Raw genomic sequence first — 23815 nt, 5'->3', positions numbered from 1 at the left:
ATCATTTTTTTTCGCAATAAATATCAGCCATCCCCTTTCCTATTAAACAGAGCGTGTTAACGCCACATAAAAATCAGCCAACTAAGTTATATCTCAAGAGGATTTCATCATGAACAACGTAAACAAGCTTGCACTCGCATCAGCCATGACAGGTCTTATCGCATTAGCAGGTACAGTAGCCTCAACTTCTACCGTTGCTGGCGAAGCAAAAGAAAAATGTTATGGGGTGGCGAAAGCAGGAAAAAATGACTGCGCAACGAAAACCACATCATGTGCAGGCTCAGCGAAAGAAGATGGTCAAAAAGATGCCTTCATTGCGATGCCTAAAGGGCTTTGCGATCGCCTTCATGGTGGTTCAACAGAGTCCGCATAATGAGCTATCCATTATTAACGGATATGGTTGGGGTGGGTTTACGCTCACCTCATCACCAACCGATTATCGCGCAACGTCCAGATATTGGCTGGCTTGAAATTCACAGTGAAAACTATTTCAACCGCTATACGCCTCAATATCAACAACTGTTAGCCATCATCGAGCATTACCCGATGAGTTGTCATGGTATTGGGTTATCCCTTGGCTCAGCCGATCCAATTAACCGTGAGCATTTAAAGCAACTGAAACAACTCATTGACGTTGTTAATCCTTTTGCGGTTTCAGATCACCTCAGTTGGAGTTCAGTTAACGGTCAATACTTTAACGATTTACTGCCTCTACCTTATACCGAGCAAGCACTTGATGTTTTCTGTACGCATGTCGAACAAGTGCAAGATTACCTCAACAGACAATTATTAATTGAAAACCCATCGAGCTATCTCAGTTTTAAGCACTCCGTTATACCGGAATGGGAGTTTCTAACTGCCGTTCAACAACGCACAGGATGTGGCTTGTTATTAGATTTAAACAATCTTTACGTCAATAGCTTTAACCATCAGTTTGATTGCCAAACTTATTTAGATGCCATCAATCCCGATACGGTAAAAGAGATCCACCTTGCAGGCTTTACGGTGAAACAATTCCCTGAAGGGGAAATATGGATTGATACCCATAGTAAGCCGGTAAGTGAGCCTGTATGGCAACTTTATCGTCAATGGATACAGCAAAATGGTAAGCATACTCCAACCTTAATAGAGTGGGATGCAGAGTTACCATCATTAGAGATACTCCTTGCTGAAGCGGCTAAAGCGAACGCGTTCCTTCAACGAGAACATCACCATGAAATATGCCGTCAACAATGAACTGCACCAGCTCCAAAGCGCCTTTTCCGATGCGCTGCAATACAAACACAGTCATGCATCTACAACGATAAAAGCCACCAGCTTTAGTGCCGAGCAACACCTACAAATTTATCGAAATAATTTTATTTTGAGTTTAACCGATATTCTTTCGGCAACGTATCCCGCAGTCTTGGCGATGATCGGCCATGACTGTTTTGTTCAACTGGCACGATTACACATACTGCATTCTCCCTTAACGCAAGGCGATGTGAGCCATTACGGTGAAGGGTTTCATCACACTATTGCAAATAATGAAACCATCAACAAAGCCTTACCGTATTTATCGGATCTCGCTCAACTCGAATGGTACCGAGATATTGTCAGCCGCATGCCGTCACAACAACACGGTTTTCCATTTGAAAAATTACAACACCTTCAAAATTCAGAAAATGCCGATGCCTTTGGACAAAGCTATTTTCATATTCCTACGGCAACCTATGTTTTGACCAGCCAGTATAGTGTCGGGGATTTGTGGCATATTGTAGAGGGTGAAAGGCTCAACCATCACGCATCAGCGTTTTCTAGCGCTGATGATCCATTGGCAGCACTTGATATTGATCAGCCACAAACCGTGGTTATTCAATTACGTGGCAACGAAATATTAACGCAGGTTATCTCTTCAGATCTCAAGGCGTTAATCATTCACTGCCAACAACAAAAATCACTTCAACAAGCCTCGCCACAGATGCTTGAACAACTACCTTTATTATTTGAATATCAACTCACCGACGATATCGTGGAGGCAAACGATGGATAGTTTTATTCGCAGTATCGACCCTTTTTTCTCACGGCTAACGACCCCTTTTATCCCACTTGTGCTGCTCTTTACTCGTCTCTGGGTTGCATGGGTATTTTTTCAATCTGGCATGATCAAATACTCAAGCTGGGACAGCACCTTATACCTTTTTGAATACGAGTATCATGTACCCTTATTACCATGGCTCTGGGCGGCATATATTGGTACTGCGGTTGAAGTTTTTATCCCTATTTTTCTCACGCTGGGGCTATTTACTCGCCCGATGGCATTCGTACTTTTTGGATTTAACGTCATGGCAGTCATTTCCTATCCCGCACTTTGGGAAAAAGGATTTTATGATCACCAACTGTGGGGAATGATGCTACTCACCAATGTGATCTGGGGGGCGGGAAGTCTCTCTTTTGATCACTTATTTAATCGTGGCCACCTTCACCATTCTTTCTAAATATCGATCGTGTTTTAATATGCTATACGCAATAAAAAAGCGACCCATGGTCGCTTTTTTTTACTGCTCTAATCCGACAATCTCAAGCAGCTGCGCCAATTGCGTAATTTCTACATCGGGTAAGATCAACGCTTGCGATTGCTGCTGAATCAATTTTTTTTGATCGTTAAACCAACACGCTTGAAAGCCATGCTGTTTCGCGCCTTTTACATCGGTAATAAGATGATCACCAACATGTAAGATTGTCGCGGCTGGTACATTTAGGGTATTAACCGCAAGGTTAAATAAATCTGCCTCAGGTTTTGCTAAACCATCTTTGCCCGCTTGAAACACCTCGACAAAATATGGCGCTAAGCCAATTTTTTCTGCATCAACATTACCATTTGTTAGCCCGACTAGCGGAAAATGGTCACTTAATTGTTGTAATACTCGATGCGTTTCTGCAGGAACATCGACTTGGTTGCGAACAGCCAGTACAGTATCTAACCCCTGCTGCGCTAAAATTTCTGCCTCTGATAGACGAAACCCTAGCTGCATTAAACCTATTTTAATGGTTTCATATCGCCACAAACTGACATCATGTTTGAGCATTGGATCTAGCATCGCTAATTGCGATTTAAGCGATGACCAAACGGTTTTATCAATTATGATACGTGACGGTAAGATCTGCGTTAACCAGTCAAGCATTGCTTGTTCAGCACGAACAATCACCGGACGGTTATCGTATAAGGTATCGTCAAGATCAAAAGTTAAGGCACTAATTGGCGTTAATTGGCGGTAAAAATGCATAATTTCTCTGTATTGATACGTAGCAGTCAATGTTATTTATTACGCTTAGCACGAGGATGTGCTTCATCATACACTTTCGCTAAATGCTGAAAATCCAAATGAGTATAGATTTGGGTTGTCGATAAATTTGCGTGACCTAAAAGCTCTTGTACTGCACGTAAATCGCCGCTCGATTCCAACATATGTGTCGCAAAACTGTGACGTAGTTTATGGGGGTTAATGTGGCTTGATACCGCCTGTTTTTGTCCCCATTCCGCCATTCTTTTCTGCACATTTCGAGTTGAAATACGCGTGCCTAATTTAGACACAAACAGTGCAGGCTCTTCTGCTTGAGCAATATTGTCACGCAACTTCAGCCATTTCGCTACCCATTCACGAGCAAGGCCAGAGAAAGGAACCACCCTTTCTTTATCGCCCTTACCAATTACCCGTAAGTCGCCTTTGCTTAAACTGATATGACGCACATCAATACCAACCAACTCGGCTAAACGTAACCCTGCACCATACATCAACTCCATCATTGCGCGATCACGAATTGCTAATGGATCATCATCGTTAACATCCAGCAATTGATTCATTTCATCCACATCCAAATTCTTGGGTAATGGACGTGCTTTTCGTGGCGCCGCAACGCCTTTTGCAGGGTTGGCTTTTAAAACATTTTGGTGGACTAAAAAATCAAAAAAACTTCGCAAGGCTGATAAGCGCATCGCAAGGCTACTCGCCTTTAAGCCATCTCGCATCCCTTTACTGGCGATTTGACGAACCCAACCGGCATCCACTTGCTGCCAATTATCGACGCTCAATTCGACCAATTGTTCAGCAATACGCGTTAGCTGACGCTTATAATTTTGCTGAGTATGTAAGCTTAGTTCACGTTCACTACGTAAATATTCGTAGAAACGTTCAAGTGGTTGTTCCAAGCTGCGGGGCAACATATTAGTCAATAACCTCACGGGTATATTGCCAATGCTCTATCAGGTAACTAATGGTTGTTGCTAACTGCTCAACAAACAAGGTGTCCATTTCTGGTTGAAAATGTCCACCATCTGCGCTCGCAAAACTCAATACACCATTGGCAGCCGATCGACCTAATGGCAACACAATAAATGATCCTAGCTGTGGCGGATGGGTATATAACAATTCAGCTTCAGGACGACGTAAGCGGCCTAAATACGGACGATCTTGAATTAAACGAGAACGATAAAAATCGTTAAATTGGCGACGTTCGAGATATAACAACTTATCTTCGCTATCAAACAAGCGAAGACAAACAGAAAGATCCAATTGCGCCGCTAAGGTATCAATAATCGTCAGTACCTGATAAATATTATGGCATTGTAATAATTGTACTTGAGCATTAGAGAACAAGACCGATAACTCACCACTTTTGGTTGCATTGGCGAGTAACGTGGCATGTTGTTGCTCAAGCTCGGCGATCCGTAGTCGTAGTCGCTCTAATTGAATATCAACCAGAGAGACGGTACCACGCTCTTGATGAGGGATCCGCACCTCACTCAACCACTCCGATTGACGTGAAAAAAAAGTGGGATTATTGCGCAAGTAAGTTACAACTGCTTGCTCATTCAGCACCTCATTCAAGTCATCCCCTGATGAACAAGTTTGCTGAGAATGTGTTGTCATTGAATAAATTGTCCGTCAAAAACGTGAGCGGCAGGGCCGGTCATAAATAATGGTTTACCTTCCCCCGCCCAACGAATATATAAATCACCACCAGGTAGAGAAACTTTTACATTTTCATCCAGCAAACCTTGCACTCGCCCAATCGCAACCGCCGCACAGGCACCGCTACCACAAGCTTGCGTTTCACCCGCACCACGCTCATAAACGCGCAAACGCACGTTATTGCGATCGAGCACTTGCATAAAGCCAGCATTAACACGCTCAGGAAAACGTTCATGGGATTCTAATAACGGGCCTAATGTATCGACATCGGCAGTATCAACATCATCAACCATCGTTACACAGTGCGGATTCCCCATACTTGCCGCGCCACAGAAAAGCGTGTGCTCACCTGCACGTAAAATATAGGTTTTTTCAGCCTGTTTAGCTTTCATCGGGATCTTGCTCGGTTCAAAGATCGGCACGCCCATATTTACTGTCACCTGATTATCATTTTCAAGTTTCAGCAACATTTTCCCTGCTTTTGTACTCACCGAAATATGGTATTTATTGGTTAACCCTTTCATTGAAACAAAACGGGCAAAACAACGGGCACCGTTACCACATTGTTCGACTTCACTACCATCAGCATTAAAAATACGGTAATGAAAATCCGTTTCAGGATCATAAGGCGGTTCAACCACTAACAGTTGGTCAAAGCCGATACCACGATGTCGATCCGCCAAACGGCGGATCGCATCAGGTGAAAAAAATACATTTTGTGTCACGCAGTCAACAACAACAAAGTCATTGCCTAACCCATGCATTTTGGAAAAGTTAATCTGCATGATGTTCCTTAATTTTTTTCATTTCATCGCAGCCATGATTACTGAATAATCTGTTCTAGTTGCCACAGTTGCGCTAGCGTTTCACGCTCACGAACAACATGAGCCTGTTCACCGTCGACCATAATTTCAGCCGCACGAGCACGGGTATTGTAATTCGATGCCATCACAAAGCCATAAGCGCCTGCTGAACGAACTGCTAATAAATCACCTTGCGCTAAACATAAACTGCGATCTTTACCGATAAAGTCACCGGTTTCACAAATAGGTCCAACTAAATCGTAGACATGCGCTTCACCCTGACGCGGGCTAACCGGCACAATGTCTTGCCACGCTGAATATAACGTCGGACGAATTAAATCATTCATTGCCGCATCAACAATGGCGAAGTTTTTATGTTCAGTATGCTTTAGAAACTCAACTTTTGTCAGTAATACACCCGCATTCGCAGCAATGGCGCGTCCTGGCTCAAAAATCAGCTCCAAATCAGGATAGTTTTCTAATCGGGCGAGTAATGCCGAAGCATAATCTGCAGGTTGTGGTGGTTGCTCATCATTGTAAGTCACCCCTAGACCACCGCCTAAATCAAGGTGCTGAATATGAATGCCTTCGGCTTTTAACTCATCAACCAACGCCAATAAACGATCAGTAGCATCAATAAATGGAGTAATATCAGTTAACTGAGAGCCGATATGACAATCCATACCAACAACCTGTAAATGTGGCAGGCTATGCGCTAGGCGATACACTTCCACCGCGCGATCAAACACAATACCGAACTTATTATCACGTAATCCTGTTGAGATGTAAGGATGCGTTTTCGCATCAACATCAGGGTTAATACGCAATGAAATAGGCGCTGTAACGCCTAGCTCTTCAGCAACGCTATTTAGACGCTCTAATTCAGGTTCAGACTCAACATTGAAGCATTTGATCCCAAGCTCTAGTGCACGCTGCATTTCAGCCGCCGTTTTACCGACACCTGAGAACACCACTTTTGCCGGATCACCACCAGCGGCAATCACACGCTCTAATTCACCTTGTGACACAATATCAAAGCCAGAGCCAAGACGAGCAAGAACATTTAATACCCCAAGGTTAGAATTCGCTTTAACGGCATAACAAATTAAATGAGGGTGTGTCGCAACCGCCTCATCAAATGCTTTCCAGTGGCGCTCTAACGTTGCACGTGAATACACATACAAAGGTGTACCGTATTGCTCAGCCAATTGTGCTAATGGCACATTTTCAGCCCATAATTGATTATTTTGCTGGTAGTTAAAGTAATCCAATGTTTTTCTTCCCTGTTAAGTAGCTGCTTTCAATGGCGACACTGTTTAACTCAGTGTTTATTTATTTTTTACTTTGCTTGCTCTTGCTGTGGTGCATCTTTTGGCATGTAGAGAGCACCACTCTGTCCACATCCCGCTAATGTTAGGGTCGCTAACACAAAAATTGCTAATAAACCTTTACGCATAATTCAAAGCCAGTGATTATCAAACCAATGCCCTCTATAATCGCACCAAGAACAGGAAAAGCAATAGGACACAATAAGATGAATGACACTGAATTTCACCAATTAGCTGATTTAGCACTAATGCAAATCGAAGAAGGTATCGATGAATCCGGTGCCGACATTGAGCCAGAGACAACGGGTAATGTATTAACACTCGAGTTTGCTAACCGCAGCCAGATCGTAATTAACCGCCAAGAGCCATTACATGAACTCTGGTTAGCTTCAAAATCAGGCGGTTATCATTTCAAATATAATGGCACGGAATGGCGTTGTACCCGCAGTGATGAAGAGCTATTTTCACTGCTTAAAAAAGAATGCAGCCTTCATGCTGGTGAAGCGGTTGAATGGTAAATAAGATATTTATTGTCATGAACTACCGATAAAAAAAGCCTTCACATCTGAAGGCTTTTTATTGTCATGTCAATACACGGTATTAACTGTTAAGCATCCCAGTTGAATTGGGATCGACATCGGGCTTTGGACGCGGCATTTGACCACTCTTAAATGGCAATACTTGTAATTTACCGTTGTCGCAATGCACGATATCGTAGAACTGGGGTAAATTAAAGTTAATGAAGTTAGTCGCACTAAAACGGTCTTGAGCCGAAGTGTAAAAACGATTAACCCCATGTACCATCTCATCTTTATTACCACTACATTGACGGTACACTTCCATCTGGTTGGTTTCATCTAAGATATAGATGTTGTAGCCCTGCTCACAATCTTCAAAGAAGAACTGGATCAAACCTTCACTCGCATAAGCATCCACTATTTGTGGAGGATGAGGTTCGTCCATTTTACCCATCACAACATGAGGCACTTCACTGACTTTATTCGATGAAATGCAACTGTAGAAATCAACTGGGTTTTCTAACCGTTGAACAGAAACACCACGACGCTCAAAGAATAAGCCAAAGGTTTCTTCTGCAATGCGGATCGCTTTAAATCGACGACGCTTTTCTTCTTCAACCGGTTTTAAGCGCATTTCAATACATTCAGCCACTAACTGATATACTAAATTACGGATCAAACCACGCATGTGCTTGCTATAGCAGAATACATCAACCGCTTCAGGTGGGATCGCATCATGGTGCATCTTCCCAAGCATGGTTTTCAGTGCATCTAACATGGCATTATCGCCGCTAAAGTTAAGCGTGCGCACTTCATTCCACGAGTTGCGATAAATCAGATCGACGCTGCCAACTAAACATTTCTGTTCTGGGCCATAACTGAAAATATCGGTAGTTTTAAAATCAAACCGTACCGAGCGGTTTTTCAGCTCATTGGTTGGATCATTTTCTAAATTAATGAATAACCCTAACTGACGAATCTCACACGGGCTCGATAACGCTTGTAAACTTGGATTCGGACGGCGAATTGGGAAGGTATTTCGAATATCACTCACCAACTGATAGAGCTTATCTAAATCAAAATCTGCATCACGTACCACGGTATGAAGGTGCGTTGATTCCGTTAATAAACCATTAAAATAGCTCCAAGCGACCAACTTAGATAAGTAACGGTTATGCTCAAGAGCCGGTTGTCCCATAATTAACAAGGGATCGATGGGCTGTTTATAAAGATACCAACCAGCAGCATTCGTACGCCCCTCTGGCACCTGAATAAAGGTGATATCTTCTTCATGTAAATCCGGTGAGATCTGTGGATTAAGTAAAGTGACCTTACCTGGAAGTACCTCAAATGCCGCATATAACTTACGCGCCAAAATACTGATATCTTCAGGACTGATCGCAGAGGTAATATTATTACGACGCGCAAAACGGATTAAGTTACGATAACTTAGCATTAACGCATCTAATAATTCGTTATGTGCCTCTTTAACTTGTGTCACTTTCCAATCACGACGATGATCAAGTTCATTAATCACCGAGTCTGTCCATTGCCACTGCTCAGTTAAGTGCTTGAGAACACGACGACGCCAAGGCACAGAGCCGGCACTTGGTTCACGAGATAACTTTTCATGGGTTTTTAAATAGAAGCAACGACGCACTAAATCAAGACGACGATGATCATCAATTCGCTCAAGATAGCGCGTGACTTTTTCCAACATTAAATAGTACGCATCCATACAGTATTCACTGCGGTCTTCAGCAAAGAAGCGACGCTTACCATCAAGGCTTAAAAGTTGGGTATGCGGGTATTCCCATGAGTAAGCTTCAAGCAAAATGGCTTTGAGCACTGACTTATACGGTGAGTCGATACTTTTATATAACTGCCATAAACTTGAACCAAAATACTCTTCGGCAGGAATACGCGTTAGACCACCAAAATCAATCCACTCATCAAGATTAATGTAATCTTCATCAATTAAGTACGCCATATATTGGTCATAGCACTCTTCCATTTCTGGCGGCACCATAAACCACAATAATGGCAACCCTGCCAAACAAACGGCAGAGCGATAGAATTCATCTAATAATAATAAATGCTGGCTAGAACCACAGTTTTCACCGGTCATCGCTTCAGAGAAGTTATGACGGAATCGATTCTCATCAATAAGAAAGAAATTCGCTTCAACCCCTTGCTCCATTGCCCACTGCGACACAAGGCTACACTTGCTGTCAAGTGCACTACGTTCTGCTGGCGTCAATGAAGTTCGGATACAAACCCAGATATCAAGATCACTGGTTAGGCTTTGTCCCATTGATGAGGTACTTCCCATGGCATACAAGCCAGTGATCGGGCAGTCATTTATCTCAAGCAATAGGGGATCGACCGAGAGTTCGGCAGAATAGGCGCAATCATCAACGAATTGTTGCTGGACATCAGTCACAACAAATTTCGCGATCCCTTGAGCTACCGGTTGGTCAAGATAACCCGGTAAAGCAGGGTGATTGTAATGAAGTAAGACAGGCAACAAGTCAAATACTTGTACTGATTGAGCATTCATCGCTAACCGTGCTCGTTCAATACGAAGCTCAGTCAATGAATCTAGCCTGCCTTTCAGCGTCTTAATATAATTTTGCAAATTACTCTTCCAAGAGCTAACAGAGTTGAAGCACCCCAAATATCACCCTTAGGATCATTTGAGCTGTGTTAAATATGAGCAAAAACGTGATCAATGTAACACTTTTAATACCCTTGGTAAAGATAATGCCAAGTCAGGTAATGCGACAATTCTGTGTGATTCATCCTTAAACTATTACCTCAAATTAGTACAATGATGAATAACCGCCAGTTGCCAGCGAATCATCATTCTATCATTTAAGGTCGATGTGATTAATATCACATTTTTTTAAACTATTAGCAACATGATCGTATGCATATACTCAAATGATTAAGCAAATTATCATCCAGACGATGCTAATGGTACGATGTGCTTAATAGAAAATAGAATCTTCATTATGGATCCCCAATACTTATGAGTAATCAACCAATCCGTATTGCTACACGTAAAAGCCCACTCGCTATGTGGCAAGCTGAATTCGTTAAAGCAGAGCTAGAACAAGCCCATCCAGGCATTATTGTCGAGCTTGTTCCGATGATCACAAAAGGCGATATCATTTTAGATACTCCACTGGCTAAAGTGGGTGGTAAGGGGCTATTCGTAAAAGAGCTTGAAGTCGCCATGCTTGAAGGCCGTGCAGATATCGCGGTTCACTCAATGAAGGATGTACCCGTTGAGTTTCCTGAAGGCCTAGGCCTTGTAACCATCTGTGAGCGTGAAGATCCTCGTGATGCGTTTGTCTCAAATAAATACAACAATATTGATGAGCTACCTCAAGGTGCTATTGTTGGTACTTCTAGCTTACGTCGTCAGTGTCAATTACGCGCCCAACGCCCTGATCTTATCGTCAACGATCTACGTGGTAATGTTAATACTCGCTTACGTAAGATGGATGAAGGTCAATACGATGCGATTATTCTTGCCTGTGCTGGCCTTAAACGTCTAAAAATGGAAGACCGTATTCGCAGCGAAATTACACCAGAAGTGAGTTTACCTGCTGTTGGCCAAGGCGCAGTGGGGATTGAGTGTCGTCTCGATGACACACGTGTTCGTCAATTGTTAGCTGCCTTAAGTGATCAAGCCACCACAACACGCGTATTGTGTGAGCGTGCAATGAATAACTACCTACAAGGCGGCTGTCAGGTGCCAATTGGTAGTTACGCAGAGCTTGAAGGCGACCAAATCTGGCTACGCGCATTAGTCGGTGAACCTGATGGCAGTAAGATTGTACGCGCTGAAATTCGTGGACCAATCGAGCAAGCAGAGCAATTGGGAGAAACTCTCGCAGAGCAACTGCTTAACGATGGTGCTCGCGATATTTTAAATCGATTATACGGTAACGCGTAATGACAGTGCTGATCACCCGCCCTGCCCCCGATTGTTATCAATTGGCAGAGCAACTCAATGCTGCGGCGATCAGCGCAATAGCCCAACCGCTATTAACCTTAAAAGCCGGTGATGGACTTTCTTCGTTATTGCTACAAATCAATGCATTAAAAGCCAATGATTATATTATTGCTGTAAGCCATCATGCGGTAACATTTGCGCACGATTACTTAGTATCGCAAGGTGCAGCATGGCCAAAAAACGTGCATTATATAGCTGTTGGTCATAAAACTGCCGCAACATTGACAAAATTGAGCGGACAGCGAGTATTATCTCCTGAACACCGCTGTGATAGCGAAGGATTATTAGCCTTACCCGAACTCGCACACGTTACGGATCGTAACATCCTTATATTGCGAGGGAATGGTGGCAGAGAGTTGATCCACCAAGCATTAACGGCACGCCATGCAGTAGTCAACTATTGCGAAACGTATCAGCGATGTTGGCTTGATCTCGATGGCGAGAAATTAGTGGCACAATGGCAACATCAACAGCTGGATACCCTTGTTATTACCAGTGCTGAACAACTAGTATTTTTAACAACAAGGATCCCAACTCAACATTTGACTTGGTTTCTCAATTGCCACCTTCTCGTCCCAAGTCAACGTGTGGCCGAGCAAGCAACAACGCTTGGCTTTATGAATATTTCCACCGTGGGCAGTGCCTCCAATCATGCACTCTTCACGTTCCTAAGCAACTTTAGCTAAACGGAATAATTAGGATGACAGACAAATCTAACAACAACACCGCAGCAGAACAGCCAAAGCAGGACAAGCCAACCACGGCAACAACGCCTACTCCGGCTAAAGAAGCGCCAAAAAAAGCAACCAAAGAACAACCTAAAGCACCAGCAAAAACAGAGAAATCTGAAAAAAAATCAGGTAGCAAAACAGGGTTGATTGCGATTGCATTAGTTATCGCACTCGGTGGTGGGCTTTACTATCACGGTCATCAGCAGGGATTGCAGCAGCAACAGCGTATTGAGGCGCTACAACAACAAATTGCTAGCATGAAAGCCGCGATGCAAAACGATCAAAAAGAAACCATTACTCTTATTAATGGCGGATTACGCAGTGCTGAAGTTAGCCTAAGCCAACAGCAAAAATCGATTGCAGCTCTGCAGACCACAGTCACAGAGCTAAAAGGCAATAGTCCGAACGATTGGCTCCTAGCCGAAGCGGATTACCTTGTGAAAATGGCAGGACGTAAACTCTGGTTAGAGCATGATGTCACCAGTGCAACGTTATTGCTTGAGTCTGCTGATCATCGTATCGCAGAAATGAATGACCCAAGCTTGAAGAACCTACGCCAAGCAATGAGCAATGACATTACAACATTAAAATCACTGACTCACGTTGACCGTGATGGCATAGTGCTACGCTTAACAAGTCTTGAAAACAGTGTTGATAACTTACCTTTAGCTAATGCTATTTTGCCAAAAGCAGTAGATGAACCCCAATCACAAACCGTGAGTCAATCGGTGAATGATTGGAAAGATAATTTGCTGACATCGTTGAAAAACTTTGGCGAACACTTCATTACTTATCGTAAGCGTGATGGCAATGTTGTTCCCCTGCTTTCACCACAACAAGATTTCTACTTACAGCAAAATATCAAAAACAAGTTAGAAGTCGCAATTGATGCGGTTTACCGTGAGCAAGGTGATGTTTATAAGATCTCTCTTGATACCGCGAAGAAGTGGACTGAACAATATTACGATATGTCTTCACCGCTAACGCAAAGCTTTATTAAGAGCCTTGATCAATTAGCCCAACAGCAAATCACAGTGAACTACCCAGAGAAGCTGCAATCTCAGGCATTAATTACTAAGCTCGTCAATCAAGTGCTACGTAATAAAATGGCGACATTAGATGATACGCAGGCACAACCTGTAAAGCAGACTAAACCAGCAGTAAAACCGACACCGGAAACAGAAGCGCCAGCAGTAGAAAAAAAGCCAGCCCAAGCGAAACGTGAAACAACAGTAACGCAACCCGCTGAAACATCGATTAAAGGTAAGAATAACGCGACAGTCACTTACAATACGGTAACCACAGTGGAGGCCAAATAATGATTAAATTATTGTTATTGGTACTGGCACTGATCGCCGGTATTATTGTTGGCCCCGAGCTCGCTGGTAATCAAGGTTATGTGTTGATCTCAACGGCAAATCAAACCATTGAGATGAGCCTAACGACACTCGTAGTATTAATCGTTGCATTGTTTGCCGTTTTCTTATTACTTGAATTTATTCTAAAACGCGTCTTTTCAATCAGTAGCTCAACCCGTGGTTGGTTTAGTGGGCGTAAAGTTCGCAAAGCACGAATCCAAACGTCAGAAGGCCTATTAAAAGTAACAGAAGGTGATTGGAAACCCGCTGAAAAGCTATTAACTAAATCGGCTAAATTCAGCGATGCGCCACTCCTAAACTACCTTGCGGCTGCAGAGGCCGCACAAGGACTAGGTAAAACCGAGCAACGTGATGAGTACTTGAAACAAGCTGCTGAGCTTGATAGCCAAAACCTTGCGGTTGCACTCACCCGTGCCAAGCTTCAAATCCGCCAACAGCAATTTGAGCAAGCACTGGCAACATTACAAGAAGTACAACAAGATCATGCACGCAATCCTATCGTGTTAGGTCTACTTCAAGAGTGCTACTTAAAGCTGGAAGATTGGAAATCACTGCTAACTTTACTGCCACAGCTAATGAAAGCAGGCGTGATCAGTCAAGAAGAAGCAGCTGTCCTTGATGAGCAAGCACAATGTGGCCAAATGCAGCACCTTGGTCAGCAAAATGGTACTGATGGCTTAGTGGGATACTGGAATAACATGGGACGTAAAGATAAGCAGAATCCAGCGCTTGTGGCATGCTTCATCAAACAAATGATGGCACGTCATGCCGATAGCGATGCTTACCCAATTTTACGTGATGCACTTAAAAAGAGCCAAGATGAGCGCTTGATCAGTCTTGTACCTCAGCTAAATCTACCCGATCGTCATCCTGCCATTGTAAAGCTACAAGAGCTATTGCGCCAAGACGGCAATAATGCCGTCACGCACAGTGCATTGGGGCAAATGTTAATGGCGGAAGGTAACTGGCAAGAAGCAAAAGAGCATTTTGAAAGAGCTATTGCGGTTCGTCCTGATATGACAGACTACGCTCACTTAGTCGCAACGCTAGAGCAGTTAGACGACAAGCAAGGTGCTGCGGCAGCCTCTCGTCAAGCACTCGAATTAGCACAGCCAAGTAAGCAAGCTTAATCAAATAAATAACCGAAAAAGCGCCCCTCTGTGGGCGCTTTTTTTTCGTCAAATAAAAGACAAATAACACTTTTAACAATAAAATGTTTCAAGGTGTAAACAGTCATCTCAAGATATATCCAAACCATTGCTCCGATCGCATAAACACGATTCAATAGCCTTTCGATTTCCTTAACATTTGGATAACTAAGCTATGGATATGCTTCCTTGGTTAATTGTTTCTGGTATCGTAGTTTCAGTAATTGTATGCGTAATGACCGCAGTACTAATTAAAAACGCTGACTAATACGAAATCAAAAAAAGCCTCCAATTCGGAGGCTTTTTTATTTTATCGTATTCATCACAATCCAAGCGCAAGTTTTGCTTTCTTCAATTGCTTTTCAAATTTCTTAACTGTTTTCGCCGCTTTCTTTAATTGTTTATTTTTCTTTTTCGCTAGTTTCTTCAATTTCTTAGCTTGCTTTAACTTTAAGCTATCAGGCGCTAACGCTTCTTCTTCGACCACCGCAACCATTTCGATATGGCTTTGCCCCACAGCTGTAGGAGCTGGCAAATTATGCACATTCGGTGTTTTCATTGCCATCATAGGCAGAGGGGCTGACGGAATCGATAATTTCGCAACACGAGGAGCAGCCTTAACCGCATTGGTTAATCGGCTTGGCTTACACAAATACTCTTTGTCACTTGCGACTCTCGTACAACTTGAACACATGAAATTTGGTTCGCTGACAATCTTACTAATTGTCGCAAACTGATCGACAATTTCTGCTCGGCGATATTTACACAAGGTCTTAGCCATGAATGCTCCTCTAGCCAACAACGAACCTTTTTATCAACATTAAACGATAATGATTCGTAATTCCAGAAAAGCAATAAGATTTTATTGTCCCTATTTGTAACTATTTATTTGCAACAACCACTTAGGCTTTCATTGCCGCTTTTACATAAATATCAAATCGGTTCTTTTTAGTTTCAATCGCCATTGACGGCTTCGCTTGAGCAAGAAATTCAGCATAATCGGGACGCTTAACCACGACCCGTTTTGTTGCCAGCGCATATGCAGGCTCAAATAAACCATCGGCATCTAAATCTGCACCCACTAAGGTTTGAAAAACGCGCATTTCTTTTTTAACTAAAGCGGACTTTTTCTTATGTGGATACATAGGATCAAGGTACACCACATCCGGTGCGACAAAATCAGGATCATCGGCTAAATTGACCAAAGCATCATGACTCGAAGCATGGAGCAATTGCATACGCTCACTTACCCAACCGCCAATTTCAGGATCGGCTTTTGCTCGTGCTAAGCCATCATCTAATAATGCAGCTACCACAGGATGACGCTCAACCAACTGAACTTTACAACCGAGTGTTGCCAAGACAAAAGCATCTCGACCAAGACCTGCTGTCGCATCTAACACGGTAGGGCTAATACCGCCTTTGAGTCCAACTGCTTTTGCTATTGCTTGGCCTCGACCACCACCAAATTTACGGCGATGAGCGACAGCACCGCTAACTAAATCGACAGAAACTGCACCGAGCTTAGGTTCATCAAGCTTACGAAGCTCTAATTGCTCAGCGGTAAGGACTAAAGCAAAGCTGCTATTTTCATCATGGCTTAAGCCCCAACGAGCGGCTAATTGATCTAATTCAGGCTGACGTTCAGGAACTTCACAAACTAAGGCAAGCTGCACAGCAATCTCCGATATAAAAACAACATCTGGGCGTGACATTTCACATCCGATCATAGGGCGCGGATTATAGCACTACAAATCATCCTTTGCTCTGGTATCACACCATCAGATAAGTATAAGATACAACGATAAAAATAAATCCCTCGCATAGTAAAAGGATCACCTATGACACCATCCATTCGTATCGACGACTTAGATCGCGATATCCTTAATGCCTTAATGAATGATGCTCGTATTCCTTACGCTGAAATGGCGAAGCGATTTAATGTCAGTCCTGCTACCGTGCACGTAAGAGTAGAAAAAATGCGGGCTGCTGAAATTATTACTGGCACGGAAGTGATCATTAACCCTAAGTTATTGGGCTATGACGTTTGCTGTTTTATTGGTATTAATTTGAATGCCGCCCGTGATTATCATTCTGCATTAGCAAAACTAAATGAGCTTGATGAAGTGGTTGAAGCTTATTACACCACAGGGGCATACAACATTTTTGTCAAATTGATGTGCCATTCCATTGAAGAGCTACAATACGTGCTGATTGATAAGCTCCAAGCCATTGATGAAGTGCAATCCACTGAAACGCTTATCTCATTACAAAATCCGATCAACCGCAATGTTAAACCCTGATAGGTGTTTTACTGATATTAAAAAAGCGAGCATGGCGCTCGCTTTTACTTTTTAGTCAATATTACGACTTACTCAGGCTTTTGCTGTAAACATTCAGCGCGCTCAGCAGCATCTTGAGCTAACCATTCAGCGACGGTTTTCGCAAAGTAAGTTAATACCCCATCAGCACCTGCACGTTTAAAACACAATAGTGATTCCATAATGGTTTCACGCTCTTTTAGCCAACCATTTTGAATCGCAGCCATGTGCATCGCATACTCACCAGACACTTGGTAAGCATATGTTGGTACTTGCAACTCACTCTTCACACGGCGAACTATATCAAGGTATGGCATACCCGGTTTTACCATTACCATATCTGCGCCTTCATTGATGTCCATTGCCACTTCGTGCAAAGCTTCATCACTGTTCGCAGGATCCATTTGGTAAGTTTTCTTATCGCCGCCTTTTAAGTTGCCAGATGAACCGACAGCGTCACGGAATGGGCCATAGTAATTCGATGCATATTTAGCAGAGTACGCCATGATTTGGGTATTGATATAACCTGCATTTTCTAATGCTTCACGAATTACACCAATACGACCATCCATCATGTCAGACGGGGCAACGATATCAGCACCAGCTTCAGCATGAGATAGCGCCTGCTTGATTAAAATATCTGTCGTAATATCATTTAAAACATAGCCTTCATCATCAATGATGCCGTCTTGACCATGAATGGTGAACGGATCTAATGCTACATCGGTAATAACACCAAGCTCAGGCACATGCGATTTAAGTGCACGCACCGCCGTTTGTACTAAGCCTTCTGGATTATAAGCTTCTTCTGCTAACTCTGATTTAAACTCTTGAGACACAACAGGGAATAAGGCAATCGCAGGAATACCTAGTTTCGCAAGATATGCCGCCTCTTCAAGTAACAAATCAATAGATAAGCGCTCAATACCCGGCATTGAGTCAACCGTTTCACGACGATTTTTACCCATCAAAACAAACATCGGATAAATCAAATCATTCACAGATAATTGATTTTCTGACATTAGACGACGACTAAAATCATGCTTACGGATCCGACGCATACGACGACCAGGAAACGCACCTTGAATAGATACTGACACGACAAACTCCTTGCTAAAAAATAGGATTAGATAATATCACTCAGACTGACCAATGTGGCTTAAATCGAAAAAAAAGCCAGACTATTCGCCTCTGACTGCATCATAACTTGCTCAGGTGTTTCACCACGACACTCAGCTATCACCGCGGCAATATGCGGCAAAAACTTGGGTTCATTGCGACTCGATTTTGGCTTCGGACGATAGTCTCGAGGCAATAAATATGGGCAATCGGTTTCAATCATTAAGCGGTTGGCGGGAATATGACGCACGACTTGACGTAGCTCTTGACCACGACGCTCATCACATACCCACCCCGTAATACCAATGTGTAAATCTAGCGCTAAGCATGCTTTTAGCTCTTGCTCAGAGCCAGTAAAACAATGCAGCACTGCCGCCGGTAATTTCTCTCGCCAAGGGATAAGGATTTCAATGAAACGCTCATGCGCATCTCGGCAATGCATAAAAACGGGTAATTGTAACTCTGCCGCTAAGGCTAATTGTGCTTCAAATACTGCTTCTTGCTGTGGACGAGGAGAAAAGTCGCGGTTGAAGTCGAGCCCACATTCACCAATTGCTACTACTTCAGGCTCTGCTGCTAGTGAACGAATTTCTGGTAACAAAAGATCGGAGACAGATTTTGCATCATGCGGATGAACGCCAGCGGTTGAGTAACAGTAGTTCGGCCATTGCTGCGCCATTTGTTGCGCTTCAATGCTCTCTTCAATACTGGTGCCCGTAATTATTAAATGCTTCACACCCGCTTCTTGAGCACGCGTGATCACGTCCGCACGATCTTTATCAAAACGGTTGTTTGTTAAGTTAACACCAATATCTATCATCTGTTTATCCACTCTCTACACAGCACTATGTGTCACTCAGTATATCGAGCCGATCCATTCTGTGCCAAACCCATATTCAAGATATAAAAAAACCGACGATTAGGTCGGTTTTTTTCATCATCACATAGTACAAAGTACTATTTACTGCTGCTCTTCGTGCTCGCTATCATCCAACTCATCATTATCACGCACATAAAAACGTGAGAAGAATAAGCCAACTTCAAACAATAAACACATAGGTACAGCCAACAAGGTCTGAGAAACAATATCAGGCGGTGTTAACAGCATACCAACAACAAACGCACCGACGATAATATAAGGACGTTTACTACGTAGAGATTCCGGATCAGTCGCACCAGTCCAACACAACAGAATAATAGCAACAGGAATTTCAAAAGCGATGCCAAACGCCATAAATAGCGCGAGGACGAAATCGAGATAGTTCGAAATATCTGTTGCCACCTCTACCCCTTGAGGGGCGACACTGGTGAAGAACTTAAAGACCAATGGAAACACAACGTAATAAGCAAATGCGACACCGGCGTAAAACAGCAATGAGCTGGAAAACAACAATGGCATAATCAGCTTGCGTTCATGTTTGTATAAACCTGGAGCAATAAAACCCCAGACTTGATACAAAATCATTGGCACAGCAATAAACACTGAGGTTACTAAGGTCAGTTTTATCGGTGTAAAGAACGGTGAAGCAACGTCTGTAGCGATCATAGTTGCACCGGCAGGCATTCGCTCTACTAATGGTGCAGCTAAGAAGGCATAGATATCATTGGAAAACCATACTAAACATAGAAAAACCACCAGTACACTTATGATAGAACGCAAAAGTCGCGTACGTAGTTCAAGTAAATGACTAAATAGCGGCTGCGTATCTTCGACTTTTGACATAGTGATGTAATTTATTCCTGCTTTTGTGAAGTCGTTGCTGAGGTTTGCTCGTCTTTATCAGCATAGGGGCGCTGAACATCTGAAGCCGCTTTTTTAAGCTCATCAACAGAGTCTTGCAATTCAGGCGCTAAGTCCTTCATTCCCATTTGTTCGGCTTTTTTTAAATTGGCTTGCAGTTCCTGAATTTTCAGTTCCTGAGACAATTCATCTTTCACCGAGTTTGCCATATTACGAGCAGCACCTATCCACTGCGATACCGTACGAATCGCAACGGGTAGACGTTCTGGCCCCAGTACTACTAATCCCACCACGGAGATCAGTACTAACTCCCAGAACCCGATATCAAACACGTCTTAAACCTGCTCTTTGTCTTTTTGATTAGTTGTCGTCTGATCCGCTGGCTTTTGTTCGTCAGCAATTTTCTTTTGTTCAAAGTCAGCATCGTTGTCTGACTCTTTTTTCGCAGCAGGTGCTGCTGCAGCTGCTTCATCATCGCTGATTGCTTTTTTGAAACCTTTAACTGCAGAACCTAGGTCGCCGCCTAGAGTACGAAGTTTTTTTGTTCCGAACAAAAGAACAATGATCAGTGCAATGATTAACAATTGCCAAATACTGATACCACCCATGCTTGTTTTACCTCAGCTTTATGTGGTTAATAACGAAAGTGCGTTTATTAACGCAACTATAAGTATAGGCGAAAGCCCAACCGATTATTTTCGGCAGGTACGCCATCCTAGCAACCAAAATAGGGTTCCTACACCAACAGAAACTGCAGGGTACGTTGCTACTTGATCACCAAAAAGTATTGCAGCACACACCATAAAGGTGGCACCGATACCAAAGTAGAACCTTGCCTGGTTATGAGTACGTCGATTTTCCATGAAGTTATCATAGAGTTTATCAATACGTTGATTCATTACCTTGCCTTGGCGCAAACTGTCGTAAAGTAATTCAGGCAATTCAGGCAATTTTTCAGCCCAAAAAGGTGCTTTACTTTTTATTGCATCAAGAATGCCTTGCGGACCTACCTGATGTGACATCCAGTTTTCCAAGAACGGCTTGGCTGTTGCCCACAAATCAAGTTGTGGATACAACTGGCGTCCTAAGCCTTCAACATACAACAAGGTCTTTTGTAACAAGACCAGCTGCGGTTGCACTTCCATATTAAAACGGCGAGCAGTATTAAATAAATTTAACAACACATGGCCGAATGATATTTCACACAGTGGCTTTTCAAAAATAGGTTCACACACTGTACGAATAGCAAATTCAAACTCATCCACATTGGTATCATGAGGAACCCAGCCAGAATCAACGTGTAATTCTGCAACCTTACGATAATCACGATTAAAGAAAGCCAATAAGTTTTCCGCTAAGTATCGTTTATCTTCTCGGTTAAGTGTCCCTACAATGCCGCAATCTAGCGCAATCCATTGTGGATTTTCCGGATGCTCATAGGAGACAAAAATATTTCCTGGGTGCATATCGGCATGGAAAAAGCTGTCACGAAATACCTGAGTAAAAAAGATATTAACTGCATTTTCCGATAATAGTTTTAAATTCGTACCATTGGCTTTCAAGCCTTCAATATTAGAAACTTGAATACCATAGATACGTTCCATTACAAGAAGATTAATACTGCTATAATCAGTATAAACTTCTGGTACATATAAGGTTTCATCACCATCAAAGTTACGACGAAGTTGAATACTATTCGCCGCTTCGCGCATTAAATCGAGCTCATCAAGCAAGGTTTTTTCGTATTCGCGAACCACTTCAACAGGACGTAAGCGGCGCGCTTCTGGCTGGAGACGAGAAACTATCTCGGCCATCCTGTACATCAGCTTAATGTCAGCTTCAATAATCGGCTTAATATCAGGACGAATAACTTTAAAAACAATCTCTTTGCCGTTTTCTTTTAAGGTTGCAGTATGCACTTGAGCAATCGATGCTGACGCTAATGCAACTTCATCAAAATCGTCAAACCACTGCTCTAACGGCCCGCCTAATGATTCCTCAATAGTACGTTTAGCTAATTTGCCATCAAAAGGTTCAACTTGGTCTTGTAATAATGCCAGCTGATCTGCAATGTGCGGCGGAAAAAGATCGCGACGCGTTGACATCATTTGACCAAACTTGATCCATACCGGACCGAGTTCTTGCAATGCTAAACGTAAACGCTCACCCAATGGCACATCGGGGTATTCATTTTTGATCCAAAATAGCGATTTACGTAATTTTTTAGGAAGTTCGGTACGTGGATCAACCGGAATAAAGTCATCCAATCCATAGCGCAGTTGTACTTGAATAATACGGTACAACCGTTTTATTTCTGAGTAGCTCATCATTGCCAATTTATCGCTCAAGTAACTGGTTCAAACGGGCCTCAAAACGCGCAACATCCGATTTCAAGTCATCCACTTGATCGTAAAAATGCACCATTTCTAAAGGCTGTGGTAATAGTTGCCATTCTTCAGTGATCACTTCCGCTAAATCGCGTTGGCGATTCTTTACCCCTTGGCGAATAAATCGACTCCCCGACTTTACACTACTGACTAAAGTATGAGCAACTACATCACCCGTATATTGCGATAATTTTTCTTCGACATCGGGCTTCAAACCACTTAGCAAAGTGGAAAAATGCTGAGCCAATTGTAGATCGCCATCGAGTGCTAACTTATCGGCTTTAATTAGCTGCGTTAAGTTAGCTTGTTGTCGTAGCTCGGGTAACACCGTAAGGTTTAAAGCTAATTGGCAATCCACCTCGCCTTCAAATCCAGCAAGCACATCAATTTGATGACTGAAAACAAAGTACAAGGTTTTGTTAAATTCATTTAGCGTAACGCTAATGACTTTACCGCGTAAACGAGTAAGACGACGCTGACTATCAGCATCGTCTTTGAGTAATTGATTCAGTGATGTTTCAACCGCACCGGTAACAAAAGCATCTAACGGCATAGAGTCATCCTCAGAACTTATAACCACGGTGCAAGGCAACAATACCGCCCGTTAAGTTGTAATAACTGGTTTGATCAAATCCAGCTTCATCCATCATCCCTTTCAAGGTTTCTTGATCAGGATGCATGCGGATAGATTCAGCAAGGTAACGATAGCTTTCTGCATCATTGGCAATAATTTCACCCATTTTTGGTAATAGGTGGAATGAGTACGCATCGTAAACTTTTGATAATGGTTCTAGTAACGGCTTTGAGAACTCTAATACTAATAAACGACCGCCTGGTTTTAACACGCGATACATTGAACGCAGCGCTTTGTCTTTGTCGGTGACGTTACGTAAACAAAAGCTGATGGTGATGCAATCAAAGTAATCGTCAGGAAACGGCAGCTCTTCAGCATTAGCTTGAACATATCCCACGTTACCGACAATGCCACTGTCTCGCAGTTTACTGCGGCCAACGTTCAACATCGAGTTGTTGATATCAGCCAAAATAACCTGACCTGTTTCACCCACGATACGTGAAAATTTCGCCGTTAAATCACCGGTGCCGCCGCCTAAATCCAGTACACGTTGACCTTTGCGTACACCACTGCAGTCAATCGTGAAGCGCTTCCAAACGCGGTGAATACCCATCGACATCAAATCGTTCATGATGTCGTACTTTGCTGCAACCGAGTGAAAAACCTCAGCAACCATGGTTGCTTTCTCTTCTTTGGCGACGGTACGGAAGCCAAAGTGAGTCGTATCTTGTGTGGTGTCCGTCATGTTCAATCCGTTTATAGATACTGATGACGCTTGGCATCTACTTAC

Annotated in this window: 27 protein-coding genes; 10 read left to right on the top strand and 17 right to left on the bottom strand. The window is 42.9% G+C overall.

Annotated features, from left to right (window positions below):
* Nucleotides 1-109: 109 nt before the first annotated feature.
* The 4 genes from C9J41_RS16630 to C9J41_RS16615 are packed head-to-tail and all read left to right on the top strand — an operon-like array spanning nucleotide 110 to nucleotide 2477.
* Complete coding sequence (locus C9J41_RS16630) at nucleotides 110-373, top strand: DUF2282 domain-containing protein (RefSeq protein ID WP_107294802.1); 264 nt, start codon at nucleotides 110-112, stop codon at nucleotides 371-373.
* Nucleotides 373-1236: a DUF692 domain-containing protein gene (locus C9J41_RS16625; RefSeq protein WP_107207803.1), complete on the top strand. Its 864-nt coding sequence runs from the start codon at nucleotides 373-375 to the stop codon at nucleotides 1234-1236. The genes C9J41_RS16630 and C9J41_RS16625 overlap by 1 nt, the downstream gene beginning before the upstream one ends.
* Nucleotides 1214-2032, top strand: a complete 819-nt coding sequence (locus C9J41_RS16620) for a DNA-binding domain-containing protein (RefSeq protein ID WP_107287858.1) — start codon at nucleotides 1214-1216, stop codon at nucleotides 2030-2032. Before C9J41_RS16625 ends, C9J41_RS16620 begins: the two co-directional genes overlap by 23 nt.
* Entirely contained in the window at nucleotides 2025-2477 is a 453-nt protein-coding gene (locus C9J41_RS16615; protein ID WP_107207805.1) for a DoxX family protein, read from the top strand. Before C9J41_RS16620 ends, C9J41_RS16615 begins: the two co-directional genes overlap by 8 nt.
* Nucleotides 2478-2537: 60 nt before the next feature.
* On the opposite strand, the gene yigB is transcribed toward C9J41_RS16615, so the two are convergent.
* The 6 genes from yigB to C9J41_RS16585 all read right to left on the bottom strand — a co-directional run bounded on the left by yigB (nucleotide 2538) and on the right by C9J41_RS16585 (nucleotide 7211).
* The gene (gene yigB / locus C9J41_RS16610; protein WP_107207806.1) at nucleotides 2538-3266 is read right to left on the bottom strand and encodes a 5-amino-6-(5-phospho-D-ribitylamino)uracil phosphatase YigB; all 729 of its coding nucleotides are present in this window, start codon (nucleotides 3264-3266) and stop codon (nucleotides 2538-2540) included.
* Nucleotides 3267-3298: 32 nt separating this feature from the next.
* Entirely contained in the window at nucleotides 3299-4204 is a 906-nt protein-coding gene (gene xerC / locus C9J41_RS16605) for a tyrosine recombinase XerC (protein ID WP_107294801.1), read from the bottom strand.
* Between the two features lies 1 nt (nucleotide 4205).
* Nucleotides 4206-4910, bottom strand: a complete 705-nt coding sequence (locus C9J41_RS16600; protein WP_107294800.1) for a DUF484 family protein — start codon at nucleotides 4908-4910, stop codon at nucleotides 4206-4208.
* The gene (dapF, locus tag C9J41_RS16595; protein ID WP_107207808.1) at nucleotides 4907-5737 is read right to left on the bottom strand and encodes a diaminopimelate epimerase; all 831 of its coding nucleotides are present in this window, start codon (nucleotides 5735-5737) and stop codon (nucleotides 4907-4909) included. Before dapF ends, C9J41_RS16600 begins: the two co-directional genes overlap by 4 nt.
* A 38-nt stretch (nucleotides 5738-5775) precedes the next feature.
* Entirely contained in the window at nucleotides 5776-7026 is a 1251-nt protein-coding gene (gene lysA / locus C9J41_RS16590) for a diaminopimelate decarboxylase (protein WP_107207809.1), read from the bottom strand.
* Between the two features lie 68 nt (nucleotides 7027-7094).
* Nucleotides 7095-7211 (bottom strand): lipoprotein, encoded by a 117-nt coding sequence (locus tag C9J41_RS16585; RefSeq protein ID WP_107207810.1) that lies wholly within the window; start codon nucleotides 7209-7211, stop codon nucleotides 7095-7097.
* A 78-nt stretch (nucleotides 7212-7289) separates the two neighbouring features.
* On the opposite strand from C9J41_RS16585, the gene cyaY reads away from it, so the two are divergent.
* Complete coding sequence (cyaY, locus tag C9J41_RS16580) at nucleotides 7290-7601, top strand: iron donor protein CyaY (RefSeq protein ID WP_005372465.1); 312 nt, start codon at nucleotides 7290-7292, stop codon at nucleotides 7599-7601.
* A gap of 82 nt (nucleotides 7602-7683) precedes the next feature.
* Here cyaY and C9J41_RS16575 read toward each other — a convergent pair whose 3' ends face one another.
* Nucleotides 7684-10239, bottom strand: a complete 2556-nt coding sequence (locus C9J41_RS16575; RefSeq protein WP_107291125.1) for a class I adenylate cyclase — start codon at nucleotides 10237-10239, stop codon at nucleotides 7684-7686.
* Nucleotides 10240-10632: 393 nt separating this feature from the next.
* Between C9J41_RS16575 and hemC the strand changes: the two genes are divergently transcribed.
* Genes hemC through C9J41_RS16555 form a run of 4 tightly spaced genes read left to right on the top strand, consistent with a single transcriptional unit; the run spans nucleotide 10633 to nucleotide 14865 of the window.
* Nucleotides 10633-11565: a hydroxymethylbilane synthase gene (hemC, locus tag C9J41_RS16570; RefSeq protein ID WP_107207812.1), complete on the top strand. Its 933-nt coding sequence runs from the start codon at nucleotides 10633-10635 to the stop codon at nucleotides 11563-11565.
* A complete protein-coding gene (locus tag C9J41_RS16565) occupies nucleotides 11565-12311 on the top strand; it encodes a uroporphyrinogen-III synthase (RefSeq protein ID WP_107207813.1) in 747 nt (248 codons plus the stop codon). Before hemC ends, C9J41_RS16565 begins: the two co-directional genes overlap by 1 nt.
* A gap of 14 nt (nucleotides 12312-12325) precedes the next feature.
* Nucleotides 12326-13675 carry a uroporphyrinogen-III C-methyltransferase gene (gene hemX / locus C9J41_RS16560; protein WP_107294799.1) on the top strand — a complete coding sequence of 450 codons (1350 nt, stop codon included), beginning with the start codon at nucleotides 12326-12328 and terminating at the stop codon, nucleotides 13673-13675.
* Nucleotides 13675-14865: a heme biosynthesis protein HemY gene (locus C9J41_RS16555; protein WP_107291126.1), complete on the top strand. Its 1191-nt coding sequence runs from the start codon at nucleotides 13675-13677 to the stop codon at nucleotides 14863-14865. The genes hemX and C9J41_RS16555 overlap by 1 nt, the downstream gene beginning before the upstream one ends.
* A gap of 340 nt (nucleotides 14866-15205) precedes the next feature.
* Here C9J41_RS16555 and C9J41_RS16550 read toward each other — a convergent pair whose 3' ends face one another.
* Nucleotides 15206-15664, bottom strand: coding sequence for a hypothetical protein (locus C9J41_RS16550; protein ID WP_107207816.1), 459 nt, complete (start codon nucleotides 15662-15664; stop codon nucleotides 15206-15208).
* Nucleotides 15665-15785: 121 nt separating this feature from the next.
* Nucleotides 15786-16559 (bottom strand): class I SAM-dependent methyltransferase, encoded by a 774-nt coding sequence (locus C9J41_RS16545; RefSeq protein ID WP_045084598.1) that lies wholly within the window; start codon nucleotides 16557-16559, stop codon nucleotides 15786-15788.
* A gap of 165 nt (nucleotides 16560-16724) precedes the next feature.
* Here C9J41_RS16545 and asnC point away from each other — a divergent pair, with 165 nt between their 5' ends.
* Nucleotides 16725-17186 (top strand): transcriptional regulator AsnC, encoded by a 462-nt coding sequence (asnC, locus tag C9J41_RS16540; RefSeq protein WP_005372443.1) that lies wholly within the window; start codon nucleotides 16725-16727, stop codon nucleotides 17184-17186.
* A 68-nt stretch (nucleotides 17187-17254) separates the two neighbouring features.
* Here the strand turns inward: asnC and hemB are convergent, their stop codons facing one another.
* From hemB to ubiE, 8 genes are all read right to left on the bottom strand, one after another.
* Nucleotides 17255-18304 (bottom strand): porphobilinogen synthase, encoded by a 1050-nt coding sequence (gene hemB, locus C9J41_RS16535; protein ID WP_107261190.1) that lies wholly within the window; start codon nucleotides 18302-18304, stop codon nucleotides 17255-17257.
* Nucleotides 18305-18363: 59 nt separating this feature from the next.
* Entirely contained in the window at nucleotides 18364-19143 is a 780-nt protein-coding gene (gene tatD / locus C9J41_RS16530) for a 3'-5' ssDNA/RNA exonuclease TatD (RefSeq protein WP_199187120.1), read from the bottom strand.
* Between the two features lie 141 nt (nucleotides 19144-19284).
* A complete protein-coding gene (tatC, locus tag C9J41_RS16525) occupies nucleotides 19285-20046 on the bottom strand; it encodes a Sec-independent protein translocase subunit TatC (protein ID WP_105061471.1) in 762 nt (253 codons plus the stop codon).
* A gap of 11 nt (nucleotides 20047-20057) precedes the next feature.
* The gene (gene tatB, locus C9J41_RS16520; protein WP_107207819.1) at nucleotides 20058-20396 is read right to left on the bottom strand and encodes a Sec-independent protein translocase protein TatB; all 339 of its coding nucleotides are present in this window, start codon (nucleotides 20394-20396) and stop codon (nucleotides 20058-20060) included.
* A gap of 3 nt (nucleotides 20397-20399) precedes the next feature.
* Nucleotides 20400-20672: a Sec-independent protein translocase subunit TatA gene (gene tatA, locus C9J41_RS16515; protein WP_045084591.1), complete on the bottom strand. Its 273-nt coding sequence runs from the start codon at nucleotides 20670-20672 to the stop codon at nucleotides 20400-20402.
* Between the two features lie 84 nt (nucleotides 20673-20756).
* A complete protein-coding gene (gene ubiB, locus C9J41_RS16510; RefSeq protein ID WP_199187122.1) occupies nucleotides 20757-22394 on the bottom strand; it encodes a ubiquinone biosynthesis regulatory protein kinase UbiB in 1638 nt (545 codons plus the stop codon).
* Nucleotides 22395-22401: 7 nt separating this feature from the next.
* Nucleotides 22402-23004, bottom strand: coding sequence for an SCP2 domain-containing protein (locus tag C9J41_RS16505; RefSeq protein WP_107207820.1), 603 nt, complete (start codon nucleotides 23002-23004; stop codon nucleotides 22402-22404).
* Between the two features lie 10 nt (nucleotides 23005-23014).
* Entirely contained in the window at nucleotides 23015-23770 is a 756-nt protein-coding gene (gene ubiE, locus C9J41_RS16500; protein WP_107207821.1) for a bifunctional demethylmenaquinone methyltransferase/2-methoxy-6-polyprenyl-1,4-benzoquinol methylase UbiE, read from the bottom strand.
* Between the last annotated feature and the right edge of the window lie 45 nt (nucleotides 23771-23815).

This window comes from Photobacterium sp. GB-50 (assembly GCF_003026755.1).
In the GTDB taxonomy this organism is placed as follows: domain Bacteria; phylum Pseudomonadota; class Gammaproteobacteria; order Enterobacterales; family Vibrionaceae; genus Photobacterium.
Note: the sequence above shows the minus strand (reverse complement) of the source record. Positions and strands in the feature narration are given on the sequence as shown.